16 protein-coding genes are annotated in these 16,664 nt (G+C 62.3%); 4 read left to right on the top strand and 12 right to left on the bottom strand.

Going from position 1 to position 16,664, the window contains the following annotated elements:
* Nucleotides 1-19: 19 nt before the first annotated feature.
* From HWX34_RS00940 to HWX34_RS00885, 12 genes are all read right to left on the bottom strand, one after another.
* Entirely contained in the window at nt 20-256 is a 237-nt protein-coding gene (locus tag HWX34_RS00940; protein ID WP_178970571.1) for a hypothetical protein, read from the bottom strand.
* Nucleotides 257-271: 15 nt separating this feature from the next.
* Entirely contained in the window at nt 272-952 is a 681-nt protein-coding gene (locus tag HWX34_RS00935; protein ID WP_178970570.1) for an OmpP1/FadL family transporter, read from the bottom strand.
* A gap of 188 nt (nt 953-1,140) precedes the next feature.
* Nucleotides 1,141-2,559: an FAD-dependent oxidoreductase gene (locus HWX34_RS00930; protein ID WP_178970569.1), complete on the bottom strand. Its 1,419-nt coding sequence runs from the start codon at nt 2,557-2,559 to the stop codon at nt 1,141-1,143.
* Nucleotides 2,556-3,371, bottom strand: coding sequence for a phosphonoacetaldehyde hydrolase (phnX, locus tag HWX34_RS00925; RefSeq protein ID WP_178970568.1), 816 nt, complete (start codon nt 3,369-3,371; stop codon nt 2,556-2,558). Before phnX ends, HWX34_RS00930 begins: the two co-directional genes overlap by 4 nt.
* Nucleotides 3,372-3,373: 2 nt before the next feature.
* The gene (locus HWX34_RS00920; RefSeq protein WP_178970567.1) at nt 3,374-4,483 is read right to left on the bottom strand and encodes a 2-aminoethylphosphonate--pyruvate transaminase; all 1,110 of its coding nucleotides are present in this window, start codon (nt 4,481-4,483) and stop codon (nt 3,374-3,376) included.
* Nucleotides 4,484-4,550: 67 nt separating this feature from the next.
* Nucleotides 4,551-6,248 (bottom strand): putative 2-aminoethylphosphonate ABC transporter permease subunit, encoded by a 1,698-nt coding sequence (locus HWX34_RS00915; RefSeq protein WP_178970566.1) that lies wholly within the window; start codon nt 6,246-6,248, stop codon nt 4,551-4,553.
* A complete protein-coding gene (locus tag HWX34_RS00910; RefSeq protein WP_178970565.1) occupies nt 6,236-7,375 on the bottom strand; it encodes a putative 2-aminoethylphosphonate ABC transporter ATP-binding protein in 1,140 nt (379 codons plus the stop codon). Before HWX34_RS00910 ends, HWX34_RS00915 begins: the two co-directional genes overlap by 13 nt.
* A complete protein-coding gene (locus HWX34_RS00905) occupies nt 7,372-7,935 on the bottom strand; it encodes a phosphonate degradation HD-domain oxygenase (RefSeq protein ID WP_178970573.1) in 564 nt (187 codons plus the stop codon). The genes HWX34_RS00910 and HWX34_RS00905 overlap by 4 nt, the downstream gene beginning before the upstream one ends.
* Nucleotides 7,936-8,023: 88 nt before the next feature.
* Nucleotides 8,024-9,037, bottom strand: coding sequence for a putative 2-aminoethylphosphonate ABC transporter substrate-binding protein (locus HWX34_RS00900; RefSeq protein WP_178970564.1), 1,014 nt, complete (start codon nt 9,035-9,037; stop codon nt 8,024-8,026).
* A 136-nt stretch (nt 9,038-9,173) separates the two neighbouring features.
* Nucleotides 9,174-9,905: a phosphonate metabolism transcriptional regulator PhnF gene (phnF, locus tag HWX34_RS00895; RefSeq protein ID WP_178970563.1), complete on the bottom strand. Its 732-nt coding sequence runs from the start codon at nt 9,903-9,905 to the stop codon at nt 9,174-9,176.
* A 129-nt stretch (nt 9,906-10,034) separates the two neighbouring features.
* Complete coding sequence (locus HWX34_RS00890; protein WP_178970562.1) at nt 10,035-11,549, bottom strand: PepSY-associated TM helix domain-containing protein; 1,515 nt, start codon at nt 11,547-11,549, stop codon at nt 10,035-10,037.
* A 69-nt stretch (nt 11,550-11,618) separates the two neighbouring features.
* Complete coding sequence (locus HWX34_RS00885; RefSeq protein WP_178970561.1) at nt 11,619-13,892, bottom strand: TonB-dependent receptor; 2,274 nt, start codon at nt 13,890-13,892, stop codon at nt 11,619-11,621.
* Nucleotides 13,893-14,166: 274 nt separating this feature from the next.
* On the opposite strand from HWX34_RS00885, the gene HWX34_RS00880 reads away from it, so the two are divergent.
* The 4 genes from HWX34_RS00880 to HWX34_RS00865 all read left to right on the top strand — a co-directional run bounded on the left by HWX34_RS00880 (nt 14,167) and on the right by HWX34_RS00865 (nt 16,597).
* Nucleotides 14,167-14,820, top strand: a complete 654-nt coding sequence (locus tag HWX34_RS00880) for an energy transducer TonB (protein ID WP_218645004.1) — start codon at nt 14,167-14,169, stop codon at nt 14,818-14,820.
* A 32-nt stretch (nt 14,821-14,852) separates the two neighbouring features.
* Nucleotides 14,853-15,593 (top strand): MotA/TolQ/ExbB proton channel family protein, encoded by a 741-nt coding sequence (locus HWX34_RS00875; protein ID WP_178970560.1) that lies wholly within the window; start codon nt 14,853-14,855, stop codon nt 15,591-15,593.
* Between the two features lie 3 nt (nt 15,594-15,596).
* On the top strand, nt 15,597-16,013 hold the full coding sequence (locus HWX34_RS00870) for a biopolymer transporter ExbD (protein ID WP_178970559.1): 417 nt from the start codon (nt 15,597-15,599) through the stop codon (nt 16,011-16,013).
* Nucleotides 16,014-16,120: 107 nt separating this feature from the next.
* Nucleotides 16,121-16,597, top strand: a complete 477-nt coding sequence (locus HWX34_RS00865) for a peptidylprolyl isomerase (RefSeq protein WP_178970558.1) — start codon at nt 16,121-16,123, stop codon at nt 16,595-16,597.
* Nucleotides 16,598-16,664: the final 67 nt, after the last annotated feature.

The following is a 16,664-nucleotide window of genomic DNA, read 5'->3' as shown; positions in this document are numbered from 1 at the left end:
AGACAGATCAAAGCATGCGTCATGCGCAAGCAAAGACAGGACTGCGCTCGGCTGACGGGTAATTCAACAGCCTGCTAAACAGGCTGTCCACGCTGTTGGCGATCGAGCCGACCTCACTGAAGCGGATGCGCTGGTATTCCCCCGCCAGCAATACGTTTGGCGTCAGCTGGTAGCTCAAACCGACACCGTAGTTTTCCGGGATGTCAAAGTCGCCCTGATCGGCAAACAGGCCGCGGTAATCGTTGAACTTGCTCATGCGGATACGGGAGGACTAGGTGGCACCCAGCGTCCATTGCTCGGCCAGCTTGCCAGTCCAGCCCAGCCTCAGCCCTACACCGGTTGAGCTGTCGCGCTGATTGCTATCCAGATTGGCCGATGAGGATGAGAAACTGGCAAAGCCATCCAGCCCTTTGGCGGTGAATGTCTGGTAAGCCAGATTCAAGGCCACGCCCAGGCTTTGCGTTTCGTTCAGCTTCCAGGCAATGGCCGGAGAGACAAACAGCTGGGACAGCTCAACCCCGGCACTGCCTTTGCCGCCCACGGCTGCAAAGGGGTTGCGCTGATAATCGGTATTCATGCCGCCATTGCCATAGAGGGCAATACCGGCCACCAGCTCAGGAGTCAGTTGCTGGCTGTATCCCAGCTCTGGAATGACAAAATCGCGGGTGGCATTGCCATCGTACTGGCCGTTCAGCCCGGCCCCATTGCCGCTGATGGTGGCGGAGCGTTTTGGGGTAAACAGATTGACTCCTACATCCAGCCGGTTGCCGACGCTGGTCAGGCCCGCCGGATTGGACGCTATGGCCAGCGTATCCTGTGGCAGGGCAATGCCGATGCCGGCAATGCCTTCTGATTTGACGCCATACCCATTGGCAAAATACCCATTGGTGGCCCAGCTGGCTGGTGCCAGCCCCAGCAGCGTTACTGCTATCCAGATTCCTCGTTGTGTCATCACTTATCCCATGACGTGTTGTTATGTGCTCAAGCCATGATAAGTAATCTCGCTCTCTATATTTTTATTTATATTATATAAGTTTATATATTTTATTGATAAATCAATGGCCCGGCACAGGTGCTTGCATTGCACCGGGCCTGCGCTGATCAAGGGATCAATCAGCCGTGATGTTGATGCGCGATGCGTTAACGTCCAGATGGCAACGGCCGGGCCGGGTCTGCCTTGCCGGCCATGCCTGCAAGGGCGGCCAGTCGTGCATCCAGCCAGCGTGGTTTGCGCTGTTGGTCTTCGGCCAGTTCCATGCGGCGTATGGCATTGCGTACCAGCATGGCGCCGCACCAGCGCAGCGGTTCGGGCGGAAAGTGTGCCAGCGGGCCGCGCACCAGCCCGCTCTCGGTCCAGGCGTTGCGCTGGCCCAGCAGCAGCGAGGACAGGATGCGTCCGCCCAGATGGGACTGCACCACGCCGTTGCCGGAATAACCCAGCCCGTACAGTACCCGTTGGTGGCCGGGCAGGCGGCCAAAAAAGGGAAAACCGCTGGCAGAGCGATCCGACGCGCCGGTCCAGCTTTGCACGACCGGTGCGGTGGCAAGACTGGGAAACAGTTGCCCCATGGTGTGCCGCAAGGCTGCCGCATGACGGCTGGGCTGGTCGAAACAGGCTTGCATGCGGTTGCCAAAGGCAATGTGGTTGCCACCCTTGCCCAGCATCAGCCGTCCGTCCGGTGTGCTGCGCCAGTAGTGGACGAAGGTACGCAGGTCGCATACTGCCTGGCCACGGTCCAGCCCCAGCGCGCTGATTTCCCCGGGGCGGGCGTCGGTGATGATCATGTCGGACGAAACCAGCAGAATGCTGTTGGCAAAGGCCGGAAACTGTCCGGGCATGTCGGCATTCAGTGCCAGCACGGCCTGGCTGGCTTCCACCTGACCCTGCGCAGTATGCAGCCTGACCTGTCCGTCCTCTTGCAGCTGGGTCATGGCGCTGTGTTCATAAACCTGTACCCCCATTTCGCTGGCCACGCGCAACAGTCCCCGTACCAGTTTGCCCGGTTGCAGGCTGCCCGCGTGCGGGCTGTAGTGACCGTCCTGTAGCAGGGCAGCGCCGCTGAGTGCCTGGGTTTGTGCTGCGGGCAGGGCGCTCCAGCTGCTCAAGCCGTGTTGCTGCAACATGGACAGGACCGGGGCCAGCCGGCCAACTTGGGCCGGGTTGCTGGCTGCATACACGGCCCCGCCCAGCCGGATGTCGGCGTCAATGGCGTGTTGCTGGCAAAAGCGGGCGATGTCGGCCACCGCCTGTTCGGATGCCTGTACCAGTCGGCTGGCTTCGCTGTCACCAAACCAGCGGCGCAGCGAGGGGTACTTGGTAGACCAGGTCAGCATGCAGCCACCGTTGCGGCCGGAGGCACCGCTGCCGCAGCGGGCCTTCTCCAGCAGCACCACCTGCCAGTCCGGCCTGGCCTGCTTGCACATGATGGCGGTCCACAGGCCGGTGAATCCGCCGCCGACAATACAGACATCGGCACGCTGCCTGCCCTGCAGCGCGGGCCGTGGCGGGCTGCGCTCGGCGGCCAGCGCTTCGGCCAGCCAGTAGGGAAGCTGGCTCATGGGCGCTCACCCTGGGCCATTCTGGTGTCAATCAGCGCCAGCACCGCCGGTAGCTGGGCAATGGTATCCACCACATAATGCGCGCCTGCCGCCATCAGCTGGCTGGCTGCCGGCTGGCGGTGGCTGTCCTGCTGTTCCGGGGTGAGCGCCAGCCATTCTTCCGCTGTCAGGCCAACTGCATTGCCGCTGGCAGACAGGCCGACAGTCCACATGCCGGCGCAGAGGCCTTCGGCAATGCCGGGGACGGTGTCATCCACCTTGACGCAATGACGCACATCCTTCAGCGCCAGCGCCAGTACATTGGCCAGCGCCATCCACGGGCCGGGGCGGCCGCCTGCCGGCAGGTCATCGGTGGCCACGGTGTGGTCCGGCGCATAACCGGCGGCGGCGGCCAGCGGCAGCAGGCGGTCCATCACCACACGCGGATAGCCGGAGCAGCTGCCAATCTTCAAACCACGGGCCCGCAGCTGATTGATGGTGTCGATGGCGCCCGGAATCGGTGCCGAATATTCACCCACCCGTTCCACCTGCAAAGGCATGAACTGCTGATACAGCCGGTCGACATCCGTATCCTGCATGGGGCTGCCAAAGCGCGCCTGCCAGCGGGCGGCTACCTCCGGTAGCTGACCGAGCGCCTTGATGTGGTCCCACTTGGCCAGGCCCATGGGGATGCGGGCTTCGGCCATGCTCACTGCGATGCCCTGGGCAGCGAATACGTCGATCAGTACCTGGGTGGGGGCAAAGGAGCCGAAGTCCACCACGGTGCCTGCCCAGTCGAAAATCACTGCTTCCAGATGTTGATAGCCTTGCATGTTCAGTTTCCTTGTGTGGTCCAGCCGAGTTCGCGGATGGTGGTGATGATGGCGTGGCAGGCTTGTTCCAGTTCGGCCTCGTCGATGGCGCCGATGCAACCGACACGGAAGGTCTCCTGGCTGGTGAGCTTGCCGGGGTAGAGCACAAAGCCCTTGTCACGCACGGCTGCGTACAGCTGGTCAAAGCGATAGTCCGGATGCGCGGGCGCGCGGACGGTCAGGATGATGGGCGCTTGCAGGGCGGCGGGCAGAAACAGTTGCAAGCCGGCCTGTTGCAGCTGGTGTTGCAGGACGGCTGCATTGCGCTGGTAACGGGCCAGGCGAGCCGGCTGGCCGCCTTCGGCCAGGTATTGGTCCAGTGCCAGGCGCAGGGCGGCCACCACATGGGTGGGCGGAGTGAAGCGCCATTGGCCGGTGGATTGCATGTATTCGTATTGCGCCAGCAGGTCCAGCGCCAGCGAGTGGCTGTTGCCGCGGCTGGCCAGCAGGCTGTCACGCCGCATGATGACAAAGCCCATGCCGGGCACGCCTTCCAGGCATTTGTTGCTGCTGGCAATCACCGCTTCGGCATGCAGCTGGCCAACATCGATATCCAGTGCGCCAAAGCTGGACATGGCATCCACAATCAACTTGCGTCCCGCTGCGTGCACCACGGCAGCTATCTCGGCCAGCGGGTTGAGGATGCCAGTACTGGTTTCGCAGTGAATCAGGCCGACATGGCTGATGGCCGGGTCTTCTTGCAGCAGCCGGGCGATCACGGCGGGTTCCGGTACTTGATCATCTGCGGTTTCATACACGCTGAATGCACGGCCCAGGGTGTGGGTAATCAGCGCCATGCGCTTGCCGTAGGCACCGTTGATGAGCACCAGCAGCTTGCCCTCACGCGGCAGCAGATTGGCAATGGCCGCTTCCACCGCATAAGTGCCGGAGCCTTGCAGCGGGACGCAAACATGTTCTGCCGTGCCGTGGGCGATGGCCAGCAGGTCGCTGCATACGCTGGCGGTGAGAGTGTTGAAGTCATGGTCCCAGGAGCCCCAGTCCTTGAGCATGGCGGTTTTGGTGGCCAGGCTGGTGGTGAGCGGGCCGGGGGTCAGCAAGATGGGTTCACGCATGGTTGTTCCAGTGATCTAGATGTCTTTCGGAGGTCAGATAAACCGGGCAAGGCCCGGTGCAAGAGAGTTAGTGTGCTGCCGGTTGGTGCCAGCGCTGGTGCTGCCGCAGCAAGGCATGGGACAGCAGGGCAAACAGCAGGCAGACCACGGCGGCACTGGCCACGATCAGCGTGGCCATGGCGGCGGCGGCAGCGGTGTCGCCAGCATCATCCATGTTCAGTACTGCCACTGCGGCCAGCACGGTATCCGGGGTGTACAGGAAGATGACAGCCGACACCGTGGTCATGGCCGAGACAAAGAAGTAGCGGGAAATCTCCAGAATGGCGGGCAGGCAGGCTGGCAAGGTGACACGCCACAGCGTCAGCCACAGCGGCACCTTGAGCGAGGCGGCCACCGGTTCGAAATCCGGGTCCAGCTGTGTCAGCGCGGTGCGTGCCGTCATGTGCGCCGTGGTGGTGTAATGCGCCACCGTACACAGTACCAGCATGGCCATGCTGCCGTACAAGCCATGCAAGGGGTTGGCATTGCTATTGAAGAAGAAGATATAACCCAGCCCCAGCACCAGACCCGGCACTGCCATCGGCAGCATGGCAATTGCATGCAGCAGGTTGCTGCCCAGTCTGGCAGCAGGCAACTTGCAGCTGCTCCATGCCCCCAGGAAAGCCAGACTACTGCCCACTACCGCAGTGGCCAGTGCCATGCGCAGGCTGTTGCCGAATGCCAGCCAGCCGCCACCATCCACCTGGTCGAAATTGAAGTGCGCCAGGGTGAATGTCATCTGGTAGGGCCACTGCCGGATAAAGGCAGCGGCAATGGCCGTGCCCATCATCAGTAGCAGGCCAGCACCAATCAGGCTGCAAAAGGCCAGTGCCAGCAGGCGCGCAGGCCAGCCGCGCAAGGCCTGCAGAGGTTGGGACTTGGCTGACAGTTGCGCTTGCTGCCGCCGCTGCAGTCTTTGGTCCAGCATAAAAGAGAGAACAGCCGGCAATAGCAGCAGCAAGCCGATGACCGCGCCCTGGGCAAAGTTCTGCTGGCCGATCACCTGCTTGTACGCTTCCACGGCCAGCACCGGGAAGGCGCCGCCGATGATTTTGGGCACACCGAAATCTGTCACGGTGAGGGTGAATACCAGCAGCGCAGCTGATACCACGCCGTAACGGCTGCCCGGCAGGGTAATGGTGAGGAACTGTCGCACCCGGCCCGCGCCCAGCGTGCCTGCTGCTTCATACAGCCGGGCATCACCCACCGCGAGCGCGGTGAGCAGGATCATCAGCGCATGCGGGAAGGTGTAAAAGGCCTCGCCCAGCACAATGCCGGTCAGCCCGTAGATGCTGCCGCCGGGCAGCCATTCTTTCAGCAAGCCCTGATTGCCAAACAGATAAACCAGTGAAATGCCGGGCAGCAAGGATGGTGCCAGCAAGGGCAGCAGGGCGAGCAGACGGAACAGCCCGCGCATGGGCAGTTGCACCCGGCACAGTGCGGCGGCATAGCCATAGGCCAGCGGAACCACCAGCAGGGTACTCAGCACCGCCACCTGTAGGCTGCCGCTGATGGCACGCAGCAGTCCGGGCTGTGACAGCGTCTTGCTGATTTGCATGAAGCCGGCAAATTGTCCGTCGCCATCGGTCAGGGCCTTGCCCAGGATGGCTGAGAGCGGCAGCAATACCGCCACCACCAGCACGGCCAGCAACAGCCACTGCAGCACTCCGGCCAGGGTTTCATCCACGCTGGCGGCCAGGCGGCGGGAGCGTCTCAGGATAGGCATGCGTGCCCCCCGTTGCCATCAAACAGCTGGCAGCGTGCCAGGTTTAGCGATACGCCCAGCCTGCGTTGCGGGCTGGCATCCAGCTGTTCCAGCTGGCTGTGGCTGAGGTCGGCCTGAATGTTGGCCCCGCCCCAGGCAGGTACCTGCAGATGCAGGCGGTAGATTGCACCAAGCAATTCGGTTTTGCCGACATCCGCCAGCACGGCATCGGCGGTGGCCGGCCATTGCGCATGCAGCACAATGTCTTCCGGGCGGATGAACACCTCCAGCACCTGGCCGTCCCCGCGCAAGTGGGGATGCGGCAGCTGCAGCTGCTGTTCGCCCAAGCAAATCCGGTCTGTACCCAGCGCACGCGCGGGCAGGAAATTGCCCTGGCCGACAAAGCTGGCGACAAAACGGGTGGCGGGATTGCGGTACACCTCCAGCGGGCTGCCGCATTGTTCGATGCAGCCGGCATTCATCACTACCACACGGTCAGCCATGGTCAGTGCTTCTTCCTGGTCATGCGTCACCATGATGGTGGTGATGCCCAGCTTTTGTTGCAGGCTGCGGATTTCCCGGCGCAGATGCTCGCGTACCCGGGCATCCAGCGCGGAAAGCGGTTCATCCAGCAACAGCAGCGAGGGCGAGGTAGCCAGCGCGCGCGCCAGCGCCACCCGTTGCTGCTGCCCGCCGGACAGTTGAGACGGGTACTTGGCGGCAATGCCGTCCAGGCCGATCAGGGCCAGCAACTCGCTCACCCGCCGCTGTTTGTCCGCGCGCCGGCCGGACAGGCCGTAGGCGATATTGGCGGCGACATCCAGATTGGGAAACAGCGCATAGGACTGAAACACGATGCCGTAGTCGCGTCTGGCCGGTGGCAGCAGGGTGATATCGCGTTCGGCCATGATGATGTGGCCGGTCTCGGGCAGGTCCAGCCCGGCAATCTGGCGCAGCAAGGTGGTCTTGCCACAGCCGGAGGGGCCCAGCAGGCAGACGAACTCGCCCTTGTTGACGTTCAGGTCCAGCTGGTTCAGCACGGTGTGACTGCCAAAGCGTTTGCTGATGCCGCGCAGTTGCAGATAGGGCTGCGCGGTGGCGTCTGCGGTACCGCTTTGTTGTAGCAGGAAGGCAGGGTCAGGCTTCATGGCTGTGCTTTCAGGGCTTGGGCGGCAATCAGCCGGTAATGCTGCAGGGGCGGGGTGGGCAGTGCCGGAGTCTTGGCCACGTCGTCGTGCCGCCGCAGGTCCAGGGCAGCCGTAGCGTGCGGGCGGCGGATGAAACGTTCGGCTTCGGTCGCAGACATCGGCCCGCCTTGCAAGGCCAGCGACAGCCGCGAAGCCGTGGACAGGCTGTCCAGATAGCCCGTTTCGCTGTGGCACAGGTAACGTTTGGCGGCAACGTGCAGGGCAATGGGCAGGCAGACTTCATCACCAAACAAGGTGGACAGCAGCTGCACGGCAACTGCCTCATGGTGGTCGTCCACGCCATTGGCTACATCGTCATCGCCCTGTTCGCACACGATATGGCCGATGTCATGCAACAAGGCCGCGGTGATCAGGCTGGCATCGGCACCGGACTGCTCGGCGGCCAGTGCGCTTTGCAAGGCATGCTCCAGCTGGCTGACGGCCTCGCCGCCATACAGGGCATGACCGCGGCGGGAGAGCAGCTCGAACACTTCATCCAGTGTCTGGAAAGCGGAATACATCACAGACAGACTCCGTTAACAGGCCAGCCCCGCACCGCAAGGGCAGGGCTGGCAGGTCCCGGCACGGCTGCGCGCGGGACCGATGGGCTTATTTCGCTTCGGATTTGGCGTCGTAGCGCTTGGTCCACTCGGCCAGAATGCGTTCGCGGTTCTGGGCAGACCAGTGCAGGTCCTGCTTCACCAGCCGTTTTTCATAATCGGCAGGAATCAGCGGGCTGGGTTTGGCAATGCCCGGCATGGCCACGATGGCAAAGTTCTTTTCATACAGCTCGTTGGCGGATTGCGAGGCCGACCAGTCCGCCAGCTTGCACGCCGCTGCCAGGTTCTTGCTGCCCTTCATGATGGCGGTGGCTTCCAGGTCCCAGCCCAGGCCTTCCTTGGGGAAAATCACGTCAATCGGTGCGCCGCCTTCTTTCAGCTTGGCCGCACGGTATTCAAAGGAAATGCCGATGGGGAATTCGCCAGCCGCTGCCTGCTTGCACGGCTTGGAGCCGGAGTGGGTGTACTGGGCAATGTTCTGGTGCAGCTTGTCCATAAAGGACCAGCCCTGTTTTTCGCCAAACAGGGTCAGCCAGGCGGTGACATCGAAATAGCCGGTGCCGCTGGAGGCGGGGTTGGGCATCACGATCTTGCCCTTGTACTGCGGCTTAAGCAGGTCTTTCCAGCTTTCCGGTTTGGCCAGGCCTTGCTTGGCAGCTTCCACGGTGTTGAAGCAAATGGCTGCACCCCACACATCCATGCCCACCCAGGACGGGGTGGCAGCAGTATCAACATACTGGCGCGACAGTTTTTGTACGTTTTTCGGTGCATAAGGCTGCAACATGCCTTCTTTTTGCAGCAACAGCAGCGAGGATGCAGCCACGCCCATCACCACATCTGCCTGCGGGCGGGCTTTTTCGGCCAGCAGCTTGGCGGTGATGATGCCGGTGGAGTCACGCACCCAGCGCAGTTTCACGTCCGGGTTTTCCTGCTCGAACTTTTGCTGGTAGGCCTGCAACTGGTCGGCCTCCAGTGCGGTGTAAACGGTCAGTGTGGTTTCGGCAAACACGGTACAGCTGGCCAGCGAGAGAGCGGCGGCAATAAGGGAGCGATAAGCCTGCATGTTGATAGCCTTGCATCGGGTTGGTGGATGCAGCGTACTTTACGCAGGCAACATTACAGCCTGTTTACATCTAGACGTCTAGATGTCTTTGGGGGCAAAAAAACCACAGGCCCTGCAGCAGGGGCGCTGGCAAGGTTTACAGACTGTCCGGTGTTACTTCGACCTGAACCGTGTCACCACCAAAGCGGGTGATGCCGTATTCGATGGGCTGGCCGGCCGGGTCGGCATAGACACTTTCCACGTACAGGATGGGTTGCTGCTTGCCCTGCTGCAGGGCAGCGGCCACTTCCGGCCGGGGCAAGCGGGCGCTGATACGGCTGAGGACGCGCTGGAAGCTGGTGATGCCCTTGCTGGCAAAGGCTTCGCTGGTGCTTTTGCTGTTGCGGTAAATATCAATGAAGCCGTCAAAACGCGGCAGGGGGAAATACTGGGTACACACGCTCACCACCTTGCCATCGGCCAGGTCCAGCGACTCCACCCGCAGTACCTGGCTGCCGGTATCCACTTGCAGCAACTCGGCCACCGTGGCGGTAGCCGGTTCGAAATGGCAGGACTGGATATCGACATCGCTGACCAGATGCTGGGCGGACAGGCTGTGGGAGAAGCGGCTGCTCTTGCCCAGCCGGTAGGCGATGATTTCTTCCTGCACAAAGGTGCCGCGCCCGCGCTCGATACGCACCAGGCCCTTGTTTTGCAGATTCTGGATGGCCTGCCGCACGGTATGCCGGTTAACCCCGAAGCGCTCTGCCAGTGCCTGCTCGTTGGGAAGCCTGCCAGTCAGGGTGCGTGACAGGATTTCCTGACTCAGCGTGGCATCGATTTGTAACCAGAGCGGGGTTCCAGCAGGGCGGTTAAGGCGCGTATTCATGGCAAAGGCATCGGGATTTTTTGCAGACAATAGCATGGCATCGCGCCGTTGTCCTGCACGGTTTCCCACCTGGTCATCGCTACGCCGCGGCCGCACCGCGCGCCTCCCTGCCCTGTGATTACCCTGTTTTCAGCGAGGCCGTGCCGTTTTGCGATGAGTCAGGCGGCGCCAGCCCAATACCGCGGCCGTGAGTGCCAGTGCCACGCAAGCGATGCTGCCTGGCAGCATCCAGATATCCCACAGCGGCCGGAGCCGCAGGATGGGCAGGTCCCAGTTGTGCAGGGCGCTGAACAGCCAGCGCAAGCTGCGCTGGCCTTGCTTGAGCTGCAGCACGGTTGCGCCGTTTTGCGGATTCACATACAGCCAGCTGGCGGCTGCGTCATCCAGTTGGATGCGCCATACCGGCAGCGGGCACTCGGCGCGACTGATGCGCGGGCTGCTGTAGTAATAGGCGTCGTCCTGTTGCAGCAGTTCCGCTGCGCGGATAGATGTATGCGGCTGGCGGCCACGCACGTCAGCCAGCACGGTGTCCTTGCTGAAGCCTGCTGCTTGCAGGCTGGCTGACCCGGCTGCGGTCAGCCGCCAGACACGGCCTTGCCGGTCCTGTGCTTGTAATTGCTGTTGCCCGCCCAATTGCACCCAGTTCAGCTCCACTGCCGGTGCAGTCCCTTGCCCCTGTAGTTGTCCGGCAATCTGCGTCATGGGCAGCCCGCTGATGGTGGTGGGCAAGGATGGCTGGGCATGCGGATGCACCTTGCCATGACTGCCTTGCGGGCCAAACAGCTGCCAGGGGTTGCCGGACAGAAAGCCGCTCAGGCACCAGGTAAAAGCCAGCAGGCCGGCAGACAAGCCCAGCCACAGATGCCAGCGCTGCCACAAGGCGCGGTAAGGGTTGCTGCTGCCATTGGGATAAGGGCGTTTGCCGAGCCAGGCCGGACGCCAGCGTCCCACACCCAGCCACAGCCCGCTACAGACCGACAGCAAGGCGGCCAGCGCGCCCCAGGTGAGGATGGGCTTTCTGGCTTCAGCCAGGCCAATGGCATCCAGCGGGCGCAGAAAATGCAGATAGCTACCCGTCCAGAACAAAAGGCGTTGCAGACGCGTGGTGGATTTGACCACTTCACCGCTGCGTTGCGAGATGGTGACTTCGTGCTGCTCGGCATCATCCAGCGCCACGCGATAAAACGGCCGGTAGGAGTCGTAGTTCATCATGGCAGTGCTGGCATCGCGCTCGAATGCGGCTTGCAAGCGCGCCTGCTGGCTGTCGGGCCACCAGTCACGGGCAATCTGCACCGCCTGCGCCGGGGTAAGCGGATGTGGCTGTCCATCCTGCGCGGACAAGCGCTGGCGCTGCCCCGCGGTGTCGATCACCAGCCAGATGGCCTCGCCCGCCTGCATGTTCAGCCGGGCTGTGGCTGGCTGGCGCGTGGTGGCGAGGCCGCTACGCTGCCAAGCCTCGCTCAGGCTGAGCCAGCGACCGGCTTCGGCAGACGGCAATGGCTGGCTGTGTGCCAGGCGCACATCGGGGCTGATGCCGGAAGGCCCGGCATACATCATCATCAAACCGGAAACAGACCATAGCAGCAGCAACAGGCACAGGACGATGCCCAGCCAGCGATGGGCGAGAAACAGCAGGCGCTTCATGCACGCTCTTTCATGAAAACAGCGTGAGATGCGGACATGTCACGCCGGATGGCTCAAGACAGGCAGGGCTTAGTAGTCGAATTTCAGCTGCGCATAGGTGGTGCGCTGCGGCATGGGGTGGTAGGCAAAGCTCTTGTAGTTGTTGAGATTGTCCACACCCAGTGCCACGGTGAACTGGCGGTCCAGCTTGTAGCTGATGCGCGTGTCCATGATGAGGTAGGCACTGTTGGCACCGTATACGCCGCCATTGATTACCGTGTTGCCCACATCCGAGCTCTGGAAACTGCTGTAGCGCCCGGCCAGCGAATAGGACAGCTTGTCGTTCTGGCGGTAGCTCAGCACGGCAGTAGCACGCCAGCGCGGAATGCCGGGGAAGGGGTTGCCCACCGAGGCCGGGTTATTGCTGTTGGCGCGGATTTGCGACTTGGCATAAGTGATGTTGCCGCTGAAATCCAGCCCGCGCAGGCCGATGTCAGTTTGCTCGTAGGCCACTTCCAGACCATTGGTGACGACCCGGTCAATGTTCTGAATATTGGTGACATTGGGGGTAACGGTGGTGTTGGTCTGTGACAGCAGGGCATCGCTCACTTGCTCGCGGAAGGCGGTCAGGCGCAGGGTGCCGTTTTGCAGCTGGCGCGTGGCGGTGACTTCGCCGGTATCGGCCCGCTCGGCTTTCAGGTTGGGGTTGTTGTTGACGATGGTATTGCTGCTGGGCACCGAACCCTGGAACAGCTCGGCCACGGTCGGGGTGCGGTAGCCACGGCCATAGGCGGTGCGCAGCGACCATTTGTCGTTCAGGTCGAACACCACGGCGGCCTTGGGCGAGAAGAACTGCTGGCTGCGCGCCGGGTCGTTGTAGGTGTTCTGGCCGCTGGTGGTGGCACCACCAAAGGCCGACCACCACTCGTAACGGCCACCGGCAATCAGCTGCACACCGGGCAGCATGCGCCAGCTGTCCTGGGCAAACAGGGCATGGATCTGGGTATTGCCGACAAAGGCGGCGGTCTGGCTGCCTTGTGTGCCGGACTGCCAGTCGCTGGTGGCATAGCTGTGACTGTTCAGCGCGTAATGGTCGTAGTGGTAGCCAAAGCGCAGCTGGTGTGCGCTGGCCAGGCTGCCGCCGGGACGCCAGTCGCCTTTCAGGTCCACCGTTTGCCAGCCGGTGCCGGCCAGGTCGGTAATGGTGCCGGCGCCGGTCAGCCCGGCAGTCGCGCTGCGCTGTCTGTCCTTGCTGAAATCATAAATGCTGATATTGCCCTGCCAGTCCCAGCTGCCGTCAGTGCTGGTCTTGAAGGACAAGGCGTTGAGCAGGTGTTCCTGCTGCTTTTTGCTGGGCTGGAAGGCATTGGCCAGATTGTATTTCTGACCGTCGATGTTGACGATGCCGGTGTAAACCGGATTACCGGCGGCATCGCGCAGATAGCTGTTGACCGACACCGTGGAATTGTTTTGCCAGTAACCCAGGGTGTAGTTGAGCTTCAGCGTCGGGGTGAGGTCGTAGGACAGCTTGAAGTTGGCATTGTCCTGAATCGAATGCTCGGCGCTGGTGGCACCGACAATCAGCCGCTTGGTGCCGGTGGTGTCCACGTCGCTCACCGCACCGCTCACCGTGGTGGCTGCGCTGGCACCGCTGTACTTGTTGGGGTTGGCGGCAAAACTGGCCGGGTGCCCCAGGCTGTCCAGATGCCCGGCTTCCATCATCCAGGCCAGCCGGTCCGCGCGGCTGCCTAGCATGGCGGCATTCTTGCTGCCGGTGAAATGCTGGCTGGTCTTGTACTGGCTGAAGCTTTCGTCAAACAGCGTGCTGCTGGCATGGGCTTCGAATTTGTCCGGCATGCGGGTGCTCAGCACGATGACGCTGCCGATGGCATTGCCCGGATATTCAGCCGAGAACGGGCCATAAATGGCATTGACCTGGCTGATTTCTTCGGGGCTGACCAGGTTCCAGCGCGGCGGGTAGGCATAGCTGTTGCCCAGCAGATTGGACAGCAGGATATCGTCGGCATACAGCAGGGCACGGGCGCTGCTGGTCTGGCCTGAGGTGCGGGTGGCGATGATGCTGTTCTGGTCGCCAATGTAGCGGCGGCGAACCTGCACATCAGGCAGGTATTTCACCGTGTCTTCGGTGCTGGTGACATTGGTGGTCTGGGCAATCTTGTCGGCAGCCATGCTGCTGGTGGTGGCGGGCAGATTGTCCGGCACGCTGCTGTCAGCCTGCGATTGCACGGTGATTTCGGCAAGTTGCTTGTCGGTATCGCCAGCCTGGGCCTGGCTGATTTGCCCCAATGCCAGGGTGACGGCCAGAACCAGTTGATGTCGGGGAAACGCTGCGCGGTGTTTCATCAGGAAAGCTCGCTCTTGTTTTGATGACGTTAGATTTTGTTAAGCGGCGTGGATGATGCCCCGCCAGGCCAGGGCCGGGAATGTGGCATTTTGTCGCAGCGGGGAACTTTGCCGGCTGCGGCAATTGGTCGCACGGGGGCGGGGCGGAATCCTGCTAAGGTTGCTCCCGCACTGGCAGGCGCATCGGCTTGCCTGGCAGCAAGGGGGAGAGCAAGTGCAGGTGATGTGGCAGGTAAGGGGACTTGGTAGCAGGCAGAAAACGCAGTACAGCCGCATGGTTTGTGTGCTGGCGGTATTGCTGCTGCATGCCGCTTTTGCCAACTGGCTGCTGGCCGTGCAGCAAACCCGGCCAGCCCTGCCGGTGCCGTCCCGGATGGTGGTGCAGATGCGCACCCTGCAACCCGCCCCGTCACCGACCGTAGCCAGGCCATTGCCTGCCAGCGCGCAGCCGCCTGCCCAGCCACCCCGGCATGTGGCAATGGCTAAACCGGTGGTGCAACGGGCGCTGCCAGCTAAGCCGCTTGCTTCTGCCCACGCGGCCACACCAGCCCTGTTGTCCGGCACGGCAGCCAATGCCAGTACCACCCCGGGTTCGCAGGCAGCGGCAGTTGCGGCGGAACCGGCTGAAGCGCATGTACCTGCCATGACCGAGGCCGGTTTTACTGCCGACTACCTGCATAACCCGGCACCAGCCTACCCGCCGGCTTCGCGGCGTAATGGCGAAGAGGGCAGGGTGCTGCTGCGGGTACGTGTTTCGGCAGACGGACAAGCCGAGGCAGTGGACATCCAGCATGGCAGCGGTTTTTCCCGGCTGGACGAAGCAGCCAGGGAAACCGTGGCCAACTGGCGCTTTACCCCGGCACGGCGTGGTGTGCAGGCCATTGCCTCCACCGTCATTGTTCCCATTACTTTTCGCCTTGGTCATTGAGCACCGGGGCTGAGCCATCGCAAGGAAACACCATGGATAAACAACTGGGTCTGGCGCATTTCTGGCAGCAGGGGGATGCGGTATCCCATGGGCTGGCCATCCTGCTGGTACTGATGTCGATTGCCAGCTGGAGCTTGCTGCTGATCAAGCTGCTGGAACAATGGCGCTTGCGCCAGGCCCTGCGTCATGCGCTGCCAGCCTTCTGGCAGGCAAGCAGCAAGCAGGCGGCCCGGCAGGCATTGGCGGCAGGGGACGGCAGCCAGTTGCTTTGTGGCATCGCGCAGCAGGCCGACCAGGCCGTACAGGCCTACGCGGCCAAGTCCGGCCTGGGCCTGAGTGGCGAGCTGGATGCGGGTGAGTATCTGGGCCGCACCCTGCAACAGGCCTTGCTGCAAGCGCAGGCGCGGCTGGAGCAGGGCCTCACCGTGCTGGCGTCCATCGGTGCCACCGCGCCTTTCATTGGCCTGTTTGGCACGGTATGGGGGATTTATCACGCCCTGATCAGCCTGTCCGGCCATGGCCAGATGAATATCGACCAGGTGGCCGGGCCGGTGGGCGAAGCGCTGATCATGACCGCCATCGGCCTGTTTGTCGCCATTCCGGCGGTACTGGCCTACAACACCTGTACCCGCAGCAACCGCCTGCTGCTGGCCGCGCTGGAAGGCTTTGCCCATGGCCTGCATGCTTATCTGGTGGCCGGGGTGCGTCAGCACCCGTCATCGCCCATGACCGGCGGCGTATTGCAGCCACAGTCAGTCGCCAAGGGGGCGTGAACCATGGCATTCCACGGCTTTTCGTCTTCAGGCCAGCATGGCCAGCCCATGGCCGAAATCAACACCACTCCGCTGGTGGATGTGATGCTGGTGTTGCTGGTGGTGTTCATGATGACCGCGCCCCTGTTTCATCAGGCGGTGGGTATTGAGCTGCCCAGAACGGTTGCCACGCCAGACAAGCCACAGGACAAGGTGCTGCACCTCACCCTGGCGCGTGACGGCAGTGTGACACTGGACGGGCAGGCCATCAGCCAGGCTGCCCTTGGTGTGCAATTGCAAGCAGCCAGTGCGGGGAATCCGGGACTGCAACTGCAGGCCGATCAGGCCACGCCGTATCAGGCAGTCGCTGCGGTGATGGCGCTGGCCCAGCATGCCGGTGTCAACCGCATTGCCTTTGTCACCCAGCCGCAGGCGCATTGATGCGTTTGTCCTCATGCCAGCCACGCAAAGCAGGGCGGCGCGGCAGTTGACACTGAACGGCCGACCTGCGAACCTGCCGCCTTTGTTTCCACGCATATTTTTCTGCCATGAAAATCACCAAAAATTCCGCCGTTACGCTGCGCATGAAAGTGACCGATGCCCAGGGCCAGGTTTACGACGATGGCAAGCATCCGGTTTCCTATCTGCATGGCGATTACGACAACCTGTTTGCCAAGCTGGAAGAAGCACTGGAAGGCCAGGAAGCCGGTTTCCAGACCACACTGGAACTGGCATGTGAAGACGCTTTTGGCGAGCGTGACGAAGCGCTGGTCACCACCATGCCCAAGGCTGAATTCCCGCCCGGCATCAAGGTGGGTGGCCAGATCCAGCGCATTGGCCCGGACGGTCAGCCGCGCTACTACTTTGTCACCAAGATCAAAGGCCCTACCGTGCTGCTGGATGGCAACCATCCGCTGTGCGGCAAGGCATTGCGCTTTGCCATCAGCGTGCTGAGTGTGCGTGAGGCAACGGCCGAAGAAATCGCCCACCAGCATGTACATGGCGAGCACGGCCATCAGCATTGATTGACTGTGTCTTCCAGCCCGCCTGAGGCTGGAAATCAAGCAAAAAAGCCCTGAATGTTCAGGGCTT

This window comes from Aquitalea sp. LB_tupeE, from assembly GCF_013391415.1.
GTDB lineage: Bacteria > Pseudomonadota > Gammaproteobacteria > Burkholderiales > Chromobacteriaceae > Aquitalea.
This window is presented reverse-complemented; position numbering and strand designations above follow the sequence as displayed.